The organism is Streptomyces collinus Tu 365, from assembly GCF_000444875.1.
GTDB classification, from domain to species: Bacteria; Actinomycetota; Actinomycetes; order Streptomycetales; family Streptomycetaceae; genus Streptomyces; species Streptomyces collinus_A.
In genome coordinates this window covers 360823-379547 of record NC_021985.1, presented here as the reverse complement: position 1 = coordinate 379547, position 18725 = coordinate 360823, and the positions used below count along the sequence as shown (strand labels likewise).

Below are 18725 nucleotides of genomic sequence, written 5' to 3'. Positions count from 1 at the left end.
TCTCCTCGTCCGTCGGTTCGGTTCATCGGTCGGTGTCGGGCTTCAGCGCTCGCGGCCGGGTTCATCGGTCGGTCGCGTCGCGTCGGCGAGCGCCTGTGCGAGCCGGTCCGCCAGCACCGCGCTGTGCGGCGGATCCACCAGCGTGTGGTGGTTGCCGGGGATCGGAACGCGGTGCACGGCGCTCGCGTGCGCCCGCCAGGGAGCCGGGTCCACCAGTGCGGTGGTGAGGTCGGTGTGCACCTCGGACACCGTGAACAGGTGCACCGGGGTGTCCAGGACGGCCCCGGTGCGGTACCGGGCGGCCGCCGTGCCGTTGGCCGTGGCGACCCGCAGCATCCGGCGCAGCGCCCGCGGGGCGCCGTTCCTCGGGAGGATGCCGTTGGCACGGCCCTTGCGGGCCAGGACCTCGAGCAGGGCGTCCTCGTCGAGCGCGCGGGCCTGGTCGGCGTCCAGCCCGGCGGCGAGCCCGTGGCGCAGCAGGTCGTCGTCCCCGGCTTCGGGTGCCGCCCCGGCACCCGTGCCCGGCGCGGCGGAGTCGATCAGGCCGACGAAGGCGACCTGTTCACCGGCCGCCTCCAGCCGGGCCGCGACCTCGAAGGCCACGGTCCCGCCGAACGACCAGCCCGCCAGCAGATAGGGGCCGGACGGCACCTCCGCGCGGATCTCCGCGAGATAGCGCTCGGCCATGGCGGGGACCTCTTCGAGCGGTGTCTCGTCCCGGTCGCAGCCCACCGCCGTCACACCGAGCACCCGCCGGGAGCCGTCGCAGGTCGCCGCCAGGTCGCGGACCAGGTTCAGGTAGCAGACGACGTCACCGCCGCGCGGATGGAACAGGATGAGCGGGGGACGGCCGTCGTCTCCGTCGCGGAGCGGCATCAGCAGCCGGCCGGACGCGGCGGCCGCCTCCGGCAGCGCCTCGCACAGCAGCTCCACCGTCGGCCTGCGGAAGACCAGGCTCAGCGGGAGGTCCACGCCGAACTCCGCGCGCACCGCGGACATGAGCTCGAGCGCCTTCAGCGAGTGGCCGCCCAGGGCGAAGAAGTCGTCCCGGACGCCGACCGGTCCGCCGCCGAGCACGCCCTCCCACAGCCGTGCCATCCGCAGCTCGGACGCATCGCGCGGGGCCACCATCGGCACGTCACCCGCACGGGCGGCACCCGGCGCCACGGCGGGCAGTGCCCGGCGGTCGAGTTTGCCGTTCGGGGTGAGCGGCAGCCGTTCCAGCGGGAGCAGGACACCGGGCACCATCGGGGCCGGGAGCTCCTCGCGCAGGACGTCGCGCAGCGCCGCCGTATCGCCGTCCCCGTCGCGCCAGACCACATAGCCGACGAGGACCGCGTCCACCCCCTGTCCCTGCACGGCGGCGGCGGCCGCCGCGACCTCGGGACGGCGCACGAGCGCCGCCTCGATCTCGCCCAGCTCGATGCGGTGGCCGCGCACCTTCACCTGGCTGTCCGCCCTGCCCCGGTACTCCAGGCCGCCGTCGGGCAGCCTGCGCACCAGGTCACCGGTGCGATACAGCCTGCCGCCCGCGTCGAACGGGTCGGCGACGAACCGCTCGGCGGTCAGGCCGGGCCGGCCGTGGTAGCCGCGGGCCACCCCGTCACCGCCGATGTACAGCTCGCCGAACACGCCCACCGGCAGCGGCCGCAGCCGCTCGTCCAGCACGTGCAGCCGGGTGTTGGCGAGCGCCCGGCCGATCGGCACCGGTCCGCCGGCGTCCGCGGGGCGCAGGCGGTACGCGGTCGACCAGACGGTCGTCTCGGTCGGACCGTAGACGTTCCACACGGTCCCCAGGGCGGACCGCATCCGGGCGGCCAGGGCCGTCGGCAGGGCCTCGCCGCCGCACAGGGCGCGCACCCCGGGGTTCTCCCAGCCGGCCTCCATGAGCAGGTGCCAGGTGGCGGGCGTGGCCTGGACGACGGTGGCCCCGGCCGAGTCCAGCTCCTTGGCGAGCAGCCTGCCGTCCCGGGCCGTCTCACGGTCGACGACTCGCACCCGGGCACCGCAGGACAGCGGTACGAGCAGTTCCAGGACGGCGATGTCGAACGACGCGGTGGTGACGGCGGCGACGACGTCACCGGGACCCGTCCCCAGCCTGGCCACCATGTCGTGGGCGAAGTTCGCCAGCGCCTGGTGCGGCACCATGACGCCCTTGGGCCGCCCGGTCGAGCCGGACGTGTACAGGACGTACGCCAGGTCCTGCGGGTGGACCGCGACCGGTGCCGGCGTACCGGCCGGTGCACGGTCGTCGGCCAGAGCGGCGATGTCGAGGACCTGGACCTGATCGCCGACCGCGGGCGGGCCGTCCGGGCCGTCCGAGGTGACGAGCAGCCGCGCACCGCTGTCCGACAGCATGTGCGCGATCCGCTCGGCCGGATAGGCGGGGTCGACGGGCACGTACCGGGCGCCGCTGCGCAGGACGCCCAGCAGGGCGACCGGCAGCAGCACCGACCGGTCCACGCTCACCGCGACCGCCGTGCCCGGGCCCGCGCCGAGCGCGGCCAGCCGTGCGGCCACCCGGCCCGACGTCTCCCACAGCCCCGCGTAGTCGAGCCTGCGGCAGCCGTCGTCGACGGCCGGCGCGTACGGGGTGCGGGCGGCCTGCTCCCCGATCCGTACGTGCAGCGGCGCCGCGGGGACCGGCTCGGCGGTGTCGTTCCAGCGGGCGGCGTCCTCCTTCTCCTGCCCGGCCGGGAGCAGCGGCAGCGCCCCGACGCGGGTACCGGGCGAGGCGACGGCCGCGGACAGCAGCTCCAGCAGGGCCGCCGCCATCCGGGCGACGCTCGGCGGCCCGAAGAGGTCGGTCGCGAACACCGCCTCGCCGCGCAGCTCACCCGCCTCCTCCGTGAAGTACAACGACAGGTCGAACTTCGACGCGGAGCTGTCCAGTTCGAGGGCCTCGGCCGTCAGCCCCGCCGGCAGGGGCTGCGCGGGCGGCTCCTCGTTGAGGACGAGCATCACCTGGAACAGCGGGTTACGGCTCAGATCGCGTTCCGGGCGCAGCTCCTCCACCAGCCGCTCGAACGGCACCTCCTGATGGGCGTACGCCTCCAGCGCCGTGTCCCGGGCCCGGGACACGAGGTCGCCGAAGGCCGGGTCGTCGGACAGGTCGGCGCGCAGCACCAGGTTGTTGACGAAGAAGCCGACCAGCGGCTCCAGTTCGCCGCGGTCCCGGCCCGCCACCGGCGAGCCGACCGCCACGTCGTGGGCACCGGCCCAGCGGCCCAGCAGCGCCTGGACGCCGGCCAGCAGCACCATGAACAGGGTCGCCTCGCGGTCCCGGCCGAGGGCGCGCAGTCCCTCGACGAGCGGCGCCGGCACCGTGAAGGAGTACCGGTCGCCGCGCCCGGACGCGGTGGCGGGGCGTGGGCGGTCCGTGGGCAGGTCGAGCGGGACGAGGCCCGAAAGACGCTCGCGCCAGTGGGCGAGCTGCCGCTCCAGCACCTCACCGGTCAGCCGTTCGCGCTGCCAGGCAGCGAAGTCCCGGTAGGAGACGGCGAGTTCGGCGAGCGGTTCGGCAACCTCCTCGGTCCGCGCACGGTAGGCGGCGAAGAAGTCCCGCCAGAACACCCCGGCCGACCACCCGTCGAACGCGGCGTGATGGGCGACCACCACGAGCAGGTGCTCGTGCGGCGCGGTCCGGATCAGCCGGGCGCGCACCAGGGGAGCGCGGGACAGGTCGAAGGGCCGGGCGGCGTCCGCAGCGGCCAGCTCCCGGGCCCGCCGGCCGGCGCTCGCGGAGTCCTCGCCGGACAGGTCCGTGAAGACAGGCTCGAACACCTCGGCCGGCTCGGTCACCAGCAGCGCGGCTCCACCGGGTCCGCCTTCCTCGACGCGGGAACGCAGCACCCCGTGCCGGGTGACGACGTCCCGCAGGGCACCGAGCGCGGCCCGCGCGTCGAGCGCCCCGGACAGGTGCAGGCCCCCGGGCATGTTGTAGTCGGGGCGCCCCGGCTGCAGCCGGTCCAGCAGCCACAGCCGCTGCTGGCCGAAGGAGAGCGGCGACGGCCCCGCGGGCAGCACCGGGATGGCGGGCTGCTCGTCCGCGCCGAGCGAGGCCAGGGTCCGCGCGAGGTCCTCGGCGACCGGATGGCGGAACAGCGACTGCATCGGGACGTCCAGCCCGAGGAGCCTGCGCAGCCGGGACACCACCCGGGTGGCTTTCAGCGAGTGGCCGCCCCGCTCGAAGAAGTGGTCCCGGACACCGACCGGGCCGTCCCCGAGGACCTCCTCCCAGACCTGGACGACCGTCCGCTCCAGCGCCGTGCGCGGTGCGACGAACGCGCGGCCGGAGCCGCCCGGGCCGGGCGCGGGCAGCGCCCTGCGGTCCGTCTTGCCGTTCGGTGTCAGCGGCAGCGCGTCGAGCACCACGACCGCCGACGGCACCAGCGCGGCTGGCAGCGCCGCGCGCACCGTGTCCAGCACCTCCGCCCCACCGCCCTGCGGGGCGCCGTCCGCGTGCCACTCCACGTAGGCCACCAGGGAGCGGTCGCCGCCCTCGCCGTGCGCGGCCACCGCCGTGCGGGCCACGGCGGGGTGCCGCAGCACCGCGGCCTCGACCTCGCCGAGCTCCACGCGGTGCCCGCGCACCTTCACCTGGTTGTCGCGCCGGCCGTGGAACTCCAGCACCCCGTCGGCCCGCAGCCGGGCCAGATCACCGGTCCGGTACATGCGGCTGCCGGGCGGACCGTACGGGTCGGGCACGTAGGCGCCGGCGGTGCGGCCGGGATCGCCGAGGTAGCCGCGGGCCACGCCGCGCCCGGCGATGAACAGCTCACCGACCGCGCCCGCCGGAAGGAGTTCCAGGCGCGGGCCGAGGACGCGCACCCGGGCGCCGGGCAGCGGTGTGCCGATGGGGACGCGCCCGCGGGCCACGTCCTCGTCCGTGACGACGTGGTACGTCGTGGTGTTGGTGCACTCGGTCGGCCCGTACTGGTTGACCAGCCGCAGGCGTCCCGGGGTGCCCAGGGCCCGGGCCGCGCCGGCCAGGGGTGCGGTGAGGGCCTCGCCGGTGGTCAGCACCAGCCGCAGGTCGGCGGACGGGCCGGGGGAGGCGGCCACGACCAGGGCGAGCATCGACGGGACGACGGACAGCACCGCGGTGACCCGTTCGGTGTGCAGCAGACGGGCCAGCGCGTCCGGGTCGTCCGCCTCGTCGCCGGTGGCCAGCACGACACGGCCGCCCGTCGACAGCGGGGCGAACAGGTCGCGCACCGACGGGTCGAAGGTGAGCGCGGTCCTCGCGAGGACGGTGTCCTCCTCGCCGAGACCGAAGACGCCGCACAGCGCGGCCAGATACCCGGTGATCGCGGCGTGCGGCACCGCGACGCCCTTGGGGCGCCCGGTGGAGCCCGAGGTGTACAGCAGGTAGGCGAGGTCCCCGGGTCCGGCCGTGTCGGCCAGCGGTGCGGCCGGCAGCGCGTCGATCAGCGGCCGCTCGCGCGCCAGGTCCAGCACCGTCACGCCGCCCGGGACGGAGCCGGGCGAACCGGTCGGGGCCGGCTGGGGCGAACCGTCGGTCACCACCACCCGCGCCGCGCTGTCGCCGAGCACCGTCCGGACGCGCTCGGCCGGCTGGCCGGGGTCCACCGGCACGTACGCCGCACCCGCCTTCAGCACGGCCAGGACGGCGACGACGGTGCGGGTGCCCCGCCCCGTCGCCACGGCGACCGTCGCACCCGGGACGGCGCCCAGCTCCCGCAGCCGCCGGGCGAGCCGGTTGGCGGCGGCGTCCAGCTCCGCGTACGTGGTGGTCCGCCCCGCGCAGGTCACGGCGACGGCGTCGGGCCGCCGCCGCGCCTGCTCCTCGACCAGGGCGTGCAGCGTCGCCGCCCGGGCCGGGAGCTCGCGCTCGCCGGGCGCGTCCGTGCCGAGCAGCGCCGCGCGCTCCTCCTGCCCCAGTACCTCCAGCCGGGACAGAGGGGTGTCCGGGTCGGCCGCCGCGGAGCGCAGCAGGCGCGCGTAGTGACCGGCGAAGCGCTCCATCGTGGTGTCGTCGAACAGGTCGGAGGCGTAGCTGAGGGTGCCGGTGAGACCGTCCGGGTGCTCGGTGAGGGCCAGACTCAGGTCGAACTTGGCCGTTCCGTTCGCCGTGTCCAGCGAGGTCGTGCGGATCCCTTCCAGCGGCAGCGTGTCCAACTGGTCCGGGTGCAGCTGGAAGAGGACGTCGAAGAGCGGGTTGCGGCTCAGGTCGCGTTCCGGACGCAGCTCCTCCACCAGCCGGTCGAAGGGCACGTCCTGGTGCTCGAAGGCGGCCAGCGCGGTCTCCCGCACCCGGCGTACCGCCTCGCCGAACGCCGGGTCGCCGGACAGGTCGGTGCGCAGCACCAGCGTGTTGACGAAGAAGCCGACGAGCGGCTCCAGTTCGGTGCGGTCCCGGCCCGCGACGGGCGAGCCGACGGCGAGGTCGTGCTGTCCCGTCCACCGGGCGAGCAGCGCCTGGAAGCCGGCGAGCAGCACCATGAACAGCGTCGCTCCGCGCTCGCGGGCCAGCGCGCCCAGCCGTCCGGCGAGTTCCGCCGGCAGCTCGAAGGTCAGCGACCCGCCCGAACCGGTCCGGGTGAGCGGCCGGGGCCGGTCCGTGGGCAGCTCCAGTGCGGGCAGCGCCGCGAGCCGCTCCCGCCAGTGGGCGATGCCGCGGTCCACGGCGCCCTCGGCCAGCCGGCGCTGCTGCCAGTGGGCGTAGTCGCCGTACTGGACGGGCAGCACCGGCAGGGCGGGCCGCTCACCGCGCCGCAGCGCGGCGTAGGCGTCCGACAGCTCCCGCCACAGCACCGGCATCGACCAGCCGTCGCCCACCGTGTGGTGCAGGACGAGGACGAGCAGGTGTTCCCGCGCGTCCACGCGGACCAGGCGGGCCCGCAGCAGGGGCGCCCGGGACAGGTCGAACGGGGCGGCGGCGTCGCCGTGGGCCAGGCCGAGGGCCCGGGAGCGGGCCTCCTCGCGCACCACCCCGGAAAGGTCGGTGACGACCGGCACGAACACCTCGGCCGGCTCCACCGACTGCACCGGCCCGTCCGGTCCTTCCGCCAGCCGCGAGCGCAGCACCTCGTGCCGGGCGACCACGGTGCGCAGGGCGTCGAGCAACGCGTCGGCGTCGAGCGTGCCCTCGAGGCGGACGGCGACGGGGATGTTGTAGTCGGGGCGGCCCGGCTGGAGCTGGTCCAGGAACCACAGGCGCTGCTGCGCGAAGGACAGCGGTGCCGCGGTGCCGGCGGGACGCGGGACGACCCGGTCCGCGACGGTGTCCGGCGCTTCGGCACGCAGCGCGTCCAGCGCGGTCGCGAACCGCTCCAGCACCGGGTGTTCGAACAGCAGCCGCAGCGGCACCTCGGTGCCCAGGCGTACGCCGAGGCGGGACACCACCCGGGTGGCCCGCAGGGAGTGGCCGCCGAGGGCGAAGAAGTCGTCGTGGCGGCCGACGCGGCCGGCCCCGAGCACCTCGCCCCACACCTCGGCGACCAGCCGTTCCGTGGCGCCGGCCGGCTCCTCGAACCGGGCCCGGCTCACCGCTCGTTCGCCGGGCGCGGGCAGGGCACGCCGGTCCAGCTTGCCGTTGGGTGTCGTCGGCAGGCCGGGCAACGGCACGATCGCGGCGGGCAGCATGTAGGCCGGCAGCCGCTCCGCCAGAGCCCGGTGCAGCACGTCGGGGGCAGGGTCGGCGCCGGGCGCGGCCACGACGTACGCGACCAGGCACGGCTCGCCGGGGGTGTCCTCACGCACGACGACGGCGGCACGGCCCACCCCCGGGCACCGGGTCAGTTCCGCCTCGACCTCACCCGGCTCGATGCGGAAGCCGCGGATCTTCACCTGCTGGTCGGCGCGGCCCAGGTAGTCGACGGTGCCGTCGGGGCGCCGCCTGGCCAGGTCCCCGGTGCGGTACATGCGCGCCCCGGGCGGCCCGTACGGGTCGACGGCGAACCGCTCGGCGGTCAGTCCCGGCCGGCCCAGGTAGCCGCGGGCGACCCCGGTGCCGCCGACGCACAGTTCACCGACCGCACCCTCGGGCACCGGACGCCCGCGCTCGTCGAGCACGTACAGCCGGGTGTCGTCCAGCGCCGAACCGATCGGCACCCGGCCCGCCACCGTGCCGCCGGCGCGGGCGTCCACCCGGTGGACGGTGGCGAACGTCGTCGTCTCCGTGGGGCCGTAGGCGTTGACCAGCACGGTGTCCGGGGCCGCCGCGAGGGCCCGGCGGAAGGACGTGGCGCTCGCGGCCTCACCGCCGGTCCATACCTCCCGGACCTCGGTGAGCAGCTCCACCCGTTCCTCGACGACGAGGTCGAAGAGGGCCGCCGTGAGGAACAGCGCGGTGATCCGGTGCTCGCGCACCAGCCGGGCGAGGGTGTCGGTGCCGATCCGTCCGGGCGGCGCCATCACCACCGTGCCGCCGGTCAGCAGCGGCGTCCACACCTCGTAGGTCGAGGCGTCGAAGGCCAGCGGGGCGTGGGCGAGGACCCGGCGGTGCGCCGTGCCGAACGCGGAGTCGCGGGCGAGGGCCGCGATGTTGCCCTGAGTGACGCCGATGCCCTTGGGTTCGCCCGTCGAGCCGGAGGTGTACATGATGTAGGCGAGCTGGTCCGGCGCGCACGGCCCCGCATCCTCGTCCGGCGCGCACGGCCCCGCGTGCTCGTCCGGTGCCCCAGGCTCCCGGCGCGGGCCCCCGGTGGCGTCGAGGACCGGTACGGGCGATGCCGTGGCGGCCTCGTGCCCGGCCAGGGCCGGATCGGTGAGCAGCAGACGGGCGCCGGTGTGCTCCAGCATCCAGTGCAGCCGCCGCACCGGGAAGGCCGGGTTGAGCGGCACATAGGCCCCGCCCGCCTTCAGCACCGCCAGCATCGCGACGGGCACGTGCACCGAGCGCTCCATGAGCAGCGCCACCGGCGTCTCCCGGCCCACCCCGGCGGCCCGCAGCCGCGCCGCCAGCGCGTCCGTGCGGGCGTCGAGTTCGGCGTACGTGAGCCGGTCGGTCCCGCAGACCACGGCCGTGGCACCGGGGGAGCGGCCCGCCTGGCCGGCGAAGAGCCCGGCGGGCGTGGCCGGGGCCAGGTCGGCGCGCACGGTGCCGTGCCCGCCGGCGACGATCCGGGCGGCGGTCCCGGCGCCCGGCAGCAGCTGTCCGAGCGGTCGGCCGGGCTCCTCCGCCACCGCGGCCAGAAGCTCCAGGTAGTGCCCGACCAGCAGTTCGGCGCCGGCCGGGTCGAACAGGTCGGTGTCCACCACCAGCGAGCCGGTGCAGCGGTCGGCACCCTCGGAGACGAACACGCTCACGTCGAACAGGGACGCGCCGAAGTCGCACGGCATCCGCTCGACGTCCACCTGCGGCAGCCGCAGCGCCGCCGTCTCCTCACCCGCGGCGGCGAACATCACCTGCACCAGCGGGTTCATGTCGCCGGACCGTTCCGGGTTCAGATGCTCCACCAGCCGGTCGAACGGCACCTCCTGGTGGTCGTAGGCGTCCAGCGTCACCTGACGGACCCGGCCCAGCAGCTCGTGGAAACCGGGGTCGCCCGACAGGTCGGTGCGCAGCACCAGCGTGTTCACGAAGAAGCCGATCAGCGGCTCCAGTTCGACCCGGTCCCGGCCCGCGACGGGCGTGCCGACCGCGATGTCGGTACGGCCCGACACCCGGGCCAGGACCGCCTGGAAGGCGGCGAGCAGCGTCATGAACAGGGTCACCCCACGCGCCTCGGCCAGCCGCCGCAGCCGGTCGGTGAGCTCCCGGTCGAGGGTGAACTCCAGGCTGTGCCCGGCGCCGCTGCGCCGGGTCGGCCGCGGCCTGTCCGCGGGCAGCTCCAGCGGCTCCAGGCCGGCCAGCCGCTCCTCCCAGTGCCGCAGCCCCGTGTCCAGGGCGCCGCTCGCCAGGCGCTCCCGCTGGCTGCGGGCGTGGTCCTGGTAGGCGACCGGCAGTTCGGGGTGACGCGCCGGCACGCCCCGCAGCAGCGCCGTGTAGCCCTCGGACAGCTCCTTCCACAGCAGTGACATGGACCAGCCGTCGGTCGCGATGTGGTGGACCACCAGCACCAGGACGTGGTCCTGCGCCCCGAGGCGGATCAGCAGGGCGCGCAGCAGCGGCCCGGTGGCCAGGTCGAACGGACGGCGCGCCTCCTCCCGCGCCAGGTCCAGGGCCCGCTGTTCGGCGTCCGGTGCCGCGGAGCCGTCACCGTCCGCGCCCAGGTCGAGCAGGGCCAACGGCACCTCGTCGGGGGCCGGGAGCACGACGGGCACCGGCTGCCCGTCCCGCTCCTCGAACACCGTCCGCAGCGGCGCGTGCCGCCCGACGACCCCGGTCAGGCTGCGCCGCAGCAGATCACGGCGCACCGGCCCGCGCAGCCGCACGACCTCCGGTATCGCGTAGCCGGAGGCGCCGCTCCGCATCCGGTCCACCAGCCACATGCGTTCCTGCGCGAACGAGGCGACGGGCTCGGCGGCCGCTCCGGTGCCGGCCGTGCGCGGCGCGGGGGCGGCGGACGTGGTGGTCCCGTCCACGTCTGCCGACGTCTGGGCCAGGGCCGACTGCACCCGGCGGCGCATCAGCTCACGGGCGGCGGCCAGCCGGCTGTCGACGGCGCCCGGCGTGCTCTCCTGGATGGTCACGAGGTCTCTCCCTGCGATGCGTGGACCACGAAGGACGTGGGGGACGGGGATGCGGTGGCGGACGAGGAGGGACGTGCGCCGTCCGCCGGGGGCAGCGCGTCGTCCGCCGTGGAGGCGGCGATGTCCGCGAGAAGGGCGGCCTCCACCGCCGCGGCCAGCGCGGCGACGGTCCGCTGTTCGAACAGGGTGTGCAGCGGCAGGTCCAGCGCCAGCGACTGGCGCAGCCGCGCCGCGACCCTGGTGGCGCTCAGCGAGTGGCCGCCGAGGGCGAAGAAGTCGTCGTGGCGTCCGACGCCCTCGACGCCGAGCACCGCACACCACACGGCGGCGACCAGTTCCTCGAAATCGCCGTCCGGCGGTTCGTGTCCGGCGGGCCCGGCGGCGGGTGCCGGCAGGGCGCGGCGGTCGAGCTTGCCGTTGGGTGTGACGGGCAGGCCGTCCACGACGACCACCAGCGGCACCATGTACTCGGGCAGGGTTCGCGCCAGTCCGGCGCGCAGCGCCGACGCGTCGGGCGCGGCCCCCGGCGCCGGCACGGCGTAGCCGACGAGCCTGCGCTCGCCCGGGGTGTCCTCGCGGACGACCACCGCCGCCTGCCGCACGCCGTCCTGCCGTGCCAGCGCGGTCTCGATCTCGCCGAGTTCGATGCGGAAACCGTGGATCTTCACCTGGTCGTCGGTGCGGCCGAGGTACTCCACCGCGCCGTCCGCCCGCAGCCGTGCGATGTCACCGGTGCGGTACATGCGCGTACCCGGCGGACCGAACGGATCGAGCGGGAAGCGTTCCGCGGTCAGCGCGGGCCGCCGCAGATAGCCGCGGGCCAGACCCGACCCGGCGAGGAACAGCTCGCCCGGGAATCCGATCGGTACGGGCCGGCCCCGCGGATCGAGCACGTACAACGCGGTGTTCCAGATCGGCCGCCCGATGGGCACCGGTCCCTCGTCCGCACGGCGGCACTCCCAGTGGGTGACGTCGACGGCCGCCTCGGTGGGCCCGTACAGGTTGTGCAGCGGTACGCGGAGCACATCGCAGAAGCGGTTCTTCAGTTCCTCCGGCAGTGCTTCGCCGCTGCACACGACCCGGCGCAGCGAACGGCAGCCGGCGGCGGTGGGTTCGGCCACGAAGGCGGCGAGCATGGACGGCACGAAGTGTGCGGTGGTGACCGACTCCTCCTGGATCAGGCGCGCGAGGTACGCGGGGTCCTTGTGGCCGCCGGGTTCGGCGACGACGAGTGCGGCGCCGGTCAGCAGCGGCCAGAAGAACTCCCACACCGACACGTCGAAGCCGAACGGCGTCTTCTGCAGCACCCGGTCGTCGGGCCCGAGGCCGTACCGGTCCTGCATCCACAGCAGCCGGTTGACGATCGCCCGGTGCTCGACGACGACGGCCTTGGGACGGCCGGTGGAACCGGAGGTGTAGATGACGTAGGCGGGGTGAGAGGGCAGCACGCCGGCCGGCCCGGCGGACAGGCCCGTCCCCCGGCCGGCGGTCTCCCCGGGTGCGGCGTCCAGGAGCAGCCGGGGCACCGGTGCGCCGCCCGGGAGGACCGTGTCGACGTCCGAGGTGGTCAGCAGCAGCACCGGAGCCGCGTCGGACAGCATGAAGGCGATCCGCTCCGCCGGCAGGGACGGGTCGACCGGCAGGTAGGCCGCGCCCGACTTCAGCACGGCGAGCAGCGCCACCACCAGCTCGGTGGACCGGTGCAGCGCGACCGCGACGATCTCCTCCGGGCGCGCACCCCGCGCCCGCAGCACGGCGGCCAGCTCCTCCGCCCGTGCGTCGAGTTCGGCGTAGGTCAGGCGTTCGCCCGTGAACACGGTCGCCACGGCGTCCGGGGTGCGGGCGGCCTGCCGCGCGAACAGCTCCACGAGCGTGGTGTGCGGCACCGGTACGGCCGTGTCGTTCCACTCGGCGAGCAGCCGGTGCTGCCCGCCGGAGACGACGTCCACCTCGCCGACCGGCGTGCCGGGTTCCTCGGCCAGCGCCGTCAGCAGCTGCTCCAGTCCTTCCGCGACGCTCCGTGCGGCGCGGGCGTCGAGGACGTCCGGCCGGTGGTCGAGGTGCAGCCGCAGCCGCTCACCGGGCAGGGCGAGGAGGTTGACGGTGTAGTGCGTCGCGTCGGTGCCGTCCACGGCGGCGAGCCGCACCGGGCCCGCGAGGTCGCGCATCCCCGCCAGGTCCAGGGGGTAGTTCTCGACGACGACCGCCGTGTCGAACAGGGTGCCGAGCCCTGCCGCGTGCTGGATGTCCGCCAGCCCCAGGTGCTGGTGGTCCATCAGCGGCGCCTGCTCGTCCTGGAAGCGGATCAGGGCGTCGAGCAGGGTCTCCTCGTCCCGTACCCGGAAACGCACCGGCAGGGTGTTGATCAGCAGCCCCACCATGCTCTCGATCCCCGCGACCGGCGCGGTGCGCCCCGAGACCGTGCCCCCGAAGACCACGTCCGTACGGGCCGTCAGACGGCCCAGCAGAATCGCCCACAGGCCCTGGACGACGGTGTTGAGGGTGATGCCCGCGGAACGGGCCCGTGCGGTGAGCCGGGCCGTCGTCTCCGCGGACAGCTCCACCGTGGTCCGCTCCGGCAACGCGCCGAGGGTGTTCGGGTCCGCCGAGCCCAGCAGCACGGGCTCGTCCAGGCCGGCCAGTGCCTCGCGCCAGGCCGCCGTCGCCGCGTCCCGGTCCTGGCCGGCCAGCCACGCCAGGTGGTCGCGGTAGGGCACGGCCGGCGCGGGAACAGCACGCGGTGCGGCCCCGCTCGACTCGGCGTAGGACGTGAGCAGTTCGCGCAGCAGGACGGCGGAGGACCAGCCGTCCCACAGGATGTGGTGGTTCGTCATCACCAGCCGGTGCCGGTCGGCGTCGGTGCGGACCAGGGTGAAGCGCACCAGAGGCGGTCGCTCCAGGTCGAAGCGCCGGGCCCGGTCGTCGGCGAGCAGCCGCACGAAGGCGGCGTGACGTTCCCGCGCCGGGCGCCCGGTGAGGTCCACCGCGGTCCACGGGGCCTTGGCGGCACCGGTCACCACCTGCACGGGCCGGTCGAGCCCCCGGTCGGTGAAGGCCGCCCGCAGCGCGTCGTGCCGCTCCAGCAGGGCGTCGCACGCCCGCCGCAGGGCGTCCGCGTCGAGCGGGCCGTCCAGGGTGAGGACGATCTGCCCGGTGTAGGCGTCCGTGCCCGTCGCGTCGAAGGCCGCATGGAAGAACAGGCCCTCCTGCAGGGGCGACAGGGGCAGGACGTCGGTCAGGCCCGGGTGGTGTCCGGCGAGACGGGCCACGTCCGCGCGGGACAGGCCCGCCGGCGCGAGGTCGGTGCGGGCGGGAACGGCCGCCCGCACCCGGGAGCCGGCCAGCAGGCGCAACGCCTCGAGCCAGGCGTCGGCCAGCGCGTCGGCCTCGCGCTGCGCCAGCAGTCCCTCCGGCCAGGTCAGCACGGCGGTGAGCACCGGACCGGCATGCTCCTCCACGGCCAGCGCGTCGATCTGGAGGCAGTGCTCGACGGGCATGGCCGGGTCGGCGTGGGCGCCCAGTCCGCCGGTGCCGGGCGCCGGGGTCCAGGGTGCGTCGCCCGCGCCGTCGAACCGGCCCAGATAGTTGAACAGCACGCGGGGCTGGGGGAGTCCGGCCAGCTCGCCGGCGGTCGCCGGGTTCAGGCGGCTCAGCAGGCCGTATCCGGTGCCGTGGCCGGGGACCACGGCGAGGCAGCCGTGCACCCGCTCCGCCAGTGCCGCCAGCGCGTCGCCGTCGCCCTCCCATGCCGCGGCCACGTCGAGGCCGCGCAGGTCCAGCCGCACCGGGTACTGGGTGGTGAACCAGCCCACCGTGCGCGACAGGTCGTGCCGTCCCGTGCGGTCGGTCCGGCCGTGGCCCTCCAGGTCCAGCAGCAGGGAACCGGGACCGCGGGGTGCGATGACGCGCGGGTGGTGGGCGGCCAGCGCGAGCGCGGTGAGCAGCACCTCGGCGGGACCGGTGCCCAGGGCCGCCGGCACCGATGTCAGCAACGGTCCGGCGCACTGCGCCGGAAGGGTCAGCGTGCGGCTGCGGGTGGTGCCGACGGTGTCACGCACCGGGTCCGGCACACGGTCCCAGGGCGCGGGTGTCCCCTCGTCCGCGGGCAGGGCGGCGTCCTCGGACGGCGTGAGGCCGACGCGGCTCGCGGCGCGGCCGCCGCCCCGCGCCGTGACGTCGTCCTCGGGTGCCAGGGTCCGGCGCCAGTGGGGCAGTTCGGCCAGCACCTCCGGAGACGCGGCCAGCTCCTGGAGATGGGCGGCCCAGGCACGGAACGGCGTCCCCGGGTCGTCCGCGGACCGCACCGGGGCCGTGTCGCCGTCCGCCATGTCCCAGGCGGAGGCGAGGTCCTCGAGCAGGATGCGCCAGGACACGCCGTCCACGGCCAGGTGGTGGACGCACAGCAGCAGCCGGTCCGGCAGCCCGCCAGGCCCTTCCCACCGCACGGCCCGCACCAGCACTCCGCGCCACGGGTCCAGCTCCGCCGCCGCCTCGTCGGCGGCGGTCCGCGCGTCACACGGTCCGGTGGCCCGGCGCAGCACCCCGGCGGCGTCGACCGAACCCGGTGCGCCGATCACCAGCGCGGGCCGGCCGTCGGCGCCCTCGGCCAGCCGTATCCGCAGCGCCGCGTGGCGGTCGAGGACCGTCTGGAGGGTGCGGACCAGCCGGGCGTCGTCCGCGCCGGCGGGCAGGGTGAGGGTCATCGACTGGCTGAACCGGCCGACCGGCCCCGGCCCGTCGAGCAGCCACCGCATCACGGGCGTCGCCGCCGACTCCCCGCAGGCCTCGGCCGGCCCGGCCGGCTCCGGTAGCGCGGCCGGTGCGCCGGCGGTGGCGAGGGCCGCCGGGGTCTTGTGCGTGAAGACGTCACCCAGGGTGAAGGCGAACCCCTTCCCCCGGGCGCGGCTGACCAGGGTGAGGGCGGCGATGCTGTCACCGCCGAGGGAGAAGAAGTTGTCGTCCGGCGCGACCGGACGGCCCAGCACCTGGGCGAACAGCCCGCACAGCGTCCCCACGGGGCCGACGGCCTCCCGTACCGGACCCTCCGTTCCCGCCTCCGGCGCGGGTTCCGGCGTGGGCAGCGCCCGGCGGTCGACCTTCCCGCCTGCGGTCAGGGGCAGGGAGTCCAGGGTGACGAAGGTGTGCGGCACCATGTAGGGCGGCAGCAACCGCGCGAGGTGGGCGGTGAGGTCCGCGGCGGCGACCGTACCGCCGGGCTGCGGAGCGACGAAGGCGACCAGACGGCGCCCGCCGCCCGGTGCGGGCCGCACGTCGACGACCGTCTGGCGCACCGAGGGATGCCGGCCCAGCACGGCCTCGATCTCGCCGAGCTCCACGCGGTAGCCGTTCACCTTGACCTGCTGGTCGATCCGGCCCAGGTACTCCAGGACGCCGTCCTGCGACCAGCGCACCAGGTCGCCCGTGCGGTACATCCTCGCCCCGGGAACGCCCGAGAACGGGTCGGGTACGAAACTCCCGGCGGTCGGGCCCGGCCGTCCGGCGTACCCGTGCGCCAGCCCGGTGCCCGCCACGCACAGTTCGCCCGCCGCGCCGGGCGGCAGCAGCCGCAACCGGGAGTCCACCACGTAGGCGCGGTGGTTGGGCATCGGCCGTCCGATCGGCGGCACCCGGCCGTCCGGGGCGGATGCGCACCGGTGCACCGTCACCTCGACGGTGGCCTCGGTCGGGCCGTAGCAGTTCCACACCTCACGGCCGCCGGCCGCCCAGCGCGCCACCGCGTCGGCCGAGGGTGCCTCACCGCCGGTGGACAGGAAACGCAGCGCGGGCACCGCGCCGGGATCCAGCAGCGGAAGCAGCGCGGGCGGCAGATCGGCGACGGTCACCGCCTGGCGGACCATCAGCGACTGCAGCCGGTCGAGGTCCGTGCGCTCCTCGTCGGCGGCCAGCACGAGGGCGCCGCCGCTCAGCAGCGCACCGAACACGTCCAGCACGGACACGTCGAAGGACAACGACGCGAACCCCAGGAACCGCTCGCCCGCGCCCTGCCCGAGCCGCACGCCGGCCAAGGCCAGATGGGCGTGCACGGAGTCCACCGCGGCCGCATGGGGCACGACGACCCCCTTCGGCTCGCCGGTGCTGCCCGAGGTGAACAGCAGATACGCGGCGGCCGCCGCCGGCAGCGGGGTCCTGTCCGGCCCCTCAGAGGCGTCGGCGTACGGCGCCGCTGGCCCGTACACCGGCACCGGCACCACCGCGGTGTGCTCCGGTAGCGACCCGGTGGCGTCCGCACCGGCCACGACCGCGCGGATCCCGGCCCGCTCCACCACGTACGCCACGCGGGCCGCGGGCAGCGCGGGGTCCAGGGGCACATAGCAGCCGCCCGCCTTGAGGACGCCGAGCAGCGCCGCGACCATCGCGGGCGAGCGGCCCACCCGTACACCGACCGGGCGGCCCGGCTCCGTCACCGGCCGCAGCCGCCGCGCCACGGCCTCGGCCCACGCGTCCAGAGCGTCGTACGTCACCTCCTCGCCGTCGCAGACGACGGCGACGGCGTCCGGGGTGCGCGCGGCCTGTTCCTCGAACAGCTCGTGCAGACAGCGGTGCGCGGGCACCTCGGCCGTCCCGCCGTCCGCGAACGCGGAGAGGCGCCGCTCGTCGTCGGGCGTGAGCAGCTCCAGCGCGTCGACGCGGGCCTGCGGCCCCGCCGCGGCGAGGGCGGCGAGGAACCGGGTGAACCGGGCCCGGTGCCGGTGGGCCTCCGCCTCGTCCACCTCGGTGGCGTCCCCCTCGACCTGGACGGTGAGCGGGCTGTCGCCGCCGCGGTCGTAGACGTTGACGGTGAGGTGGTCCACAGGGCCGACCGAGAGGTTGTGCGCGATGGCCGGGGCCCCGGCGAAGTCCACTCCGTAGTCGAAGGACATCAGGTTGACCGTGGCGTCCCACAGCCGCCCCCCGGCGTGCACCTCCTCGAAGCGGTACCGCTGGTGCCGCAGCACCTCCTTGATGCCGGCCGAGGTACGGCGCACCAGGTCGTCCAGGGTCATCGTCCCGGTCACGGACAGGCGCAAGGGCAGCACCCGCGAGAACATGCCGGGGGTCCGGCGGGCCGCGGCCGTCGCGCGCCCGGTGACCGGCAGGCCGAGCACGACGTCCTCGGTGCCGTTCACCCGGTGCAGATAGGCGGCGGCCGCCGCCATGACCAGTGCCGACCAGCGCGTCCCGTACGTCCGCGCGGCCTCGCGCAGCAGCCGCGCGTCGCTGGCGGGCAGGTCGCCCCGCACCCGTACGACCGTGCTCGTCGGTGCGGCCGGGCCGCCCTCGGCGGGCCGTCCCGCGAAACCGGCCGGCTCGGGCGCGTCCGCGAGCGCGTCCTGCCAGAAGGCCCGGTCGGCCTGCCAGGCATCGGAGGCGCGGTACGCCTCCTCCTCCGCCACGATGTCCCGCCAGGGCGCGGCGTCCGACGGCGGCGCGGACTCCCCGGCGACCAGCGCCGAGTAGTGCGCGGCGACCCTGCGCGCGAGGAGCAGTCCGCTCACGCCGTCGGCGACGATGTGGTGATAGCCCTGCATCCAGCAGAAGGACGCGGGCCCGGTGCGCACCAGCAGCTGCCGGTGCACGTCACCGGTGGCCGGGTCCATGGGCCGTTCCAGCTCGGCCCGCATGCGCGTCTCGGCGGCGGCGAGGGGGTCGGGCGCACCGCTGACATCGAGGGTCTCCAGCACGAACGGCGCCCGGGCGGCGGGCCACTGGCGCGCCCTTCCGTCCGCCTCCCCGAAGCGCATCCCGAGCGCCTCGGTCTCCGCCAGCATCCGGCGCAGCGCCTCCTGGAAGAGCCCGGAGTCGACGGCCCCGTGGATCTCGAGGTATTCGCCGATGGCGAAGTCACGGCGCAGGGGATCCAGTTGCTGCGCGAACCAGACACCGGCCTGCGCCGAGGTGAGGGGCAGCGACCCGTGGTCATCAGTGGACATGCGGCAGGCTCTCCTCGGTTTCGTACGACGACGACGCGAGGACCACCTTCCGTGACGATCAACTGCCCCGAAAGTCCCAAGAAATAGCCTCTTGACAGGCCCGCGGGAGGTCACGGCGGTTCCCGGTCACGCGAATCCGTGACACGGCGTCAACGGCGCCCGCGAAGGTGATGTGAGGGCGCGGCACGGGGAGTT

The 18725-nt window shown here is 75.7% G+C and carries 2 protein-coding genes; both read right to left on the bottom strand.

What is annotated here, in order from left to right:
* Positions 1 to 42: 42 nt before the first annotated feature.
* Positions 43 to 10599 carry a non-ribosomal peptide synthetase gene (locus B446_RS01455; RefSeq protein WP_020937617.1) on the bottom strand — a complete coding sequence of 3519 codons (10557 nt, stop codon included), beginning with the start codon at positions 10597 to 10599 and terminating at the stop codon, positions 43 to 45.
* Positions 10596 to 18530, bottom strand: coding sequence for a non-ribosomal peptide synthetase (locus B446_RS01450; RefSeq protein WP_020937616.1), 7935 nt, complete (start codon positions 18528 to 18530; stop codon positions 10596 to 10598). The genes B446_RS01455 and B446_RS01450 overlap by 4 nt, the downstream gene beginning before the upstream one ends.
* Between the last annotated feature and the right edge of the window lie 195 nt (positions 18531 to 18725).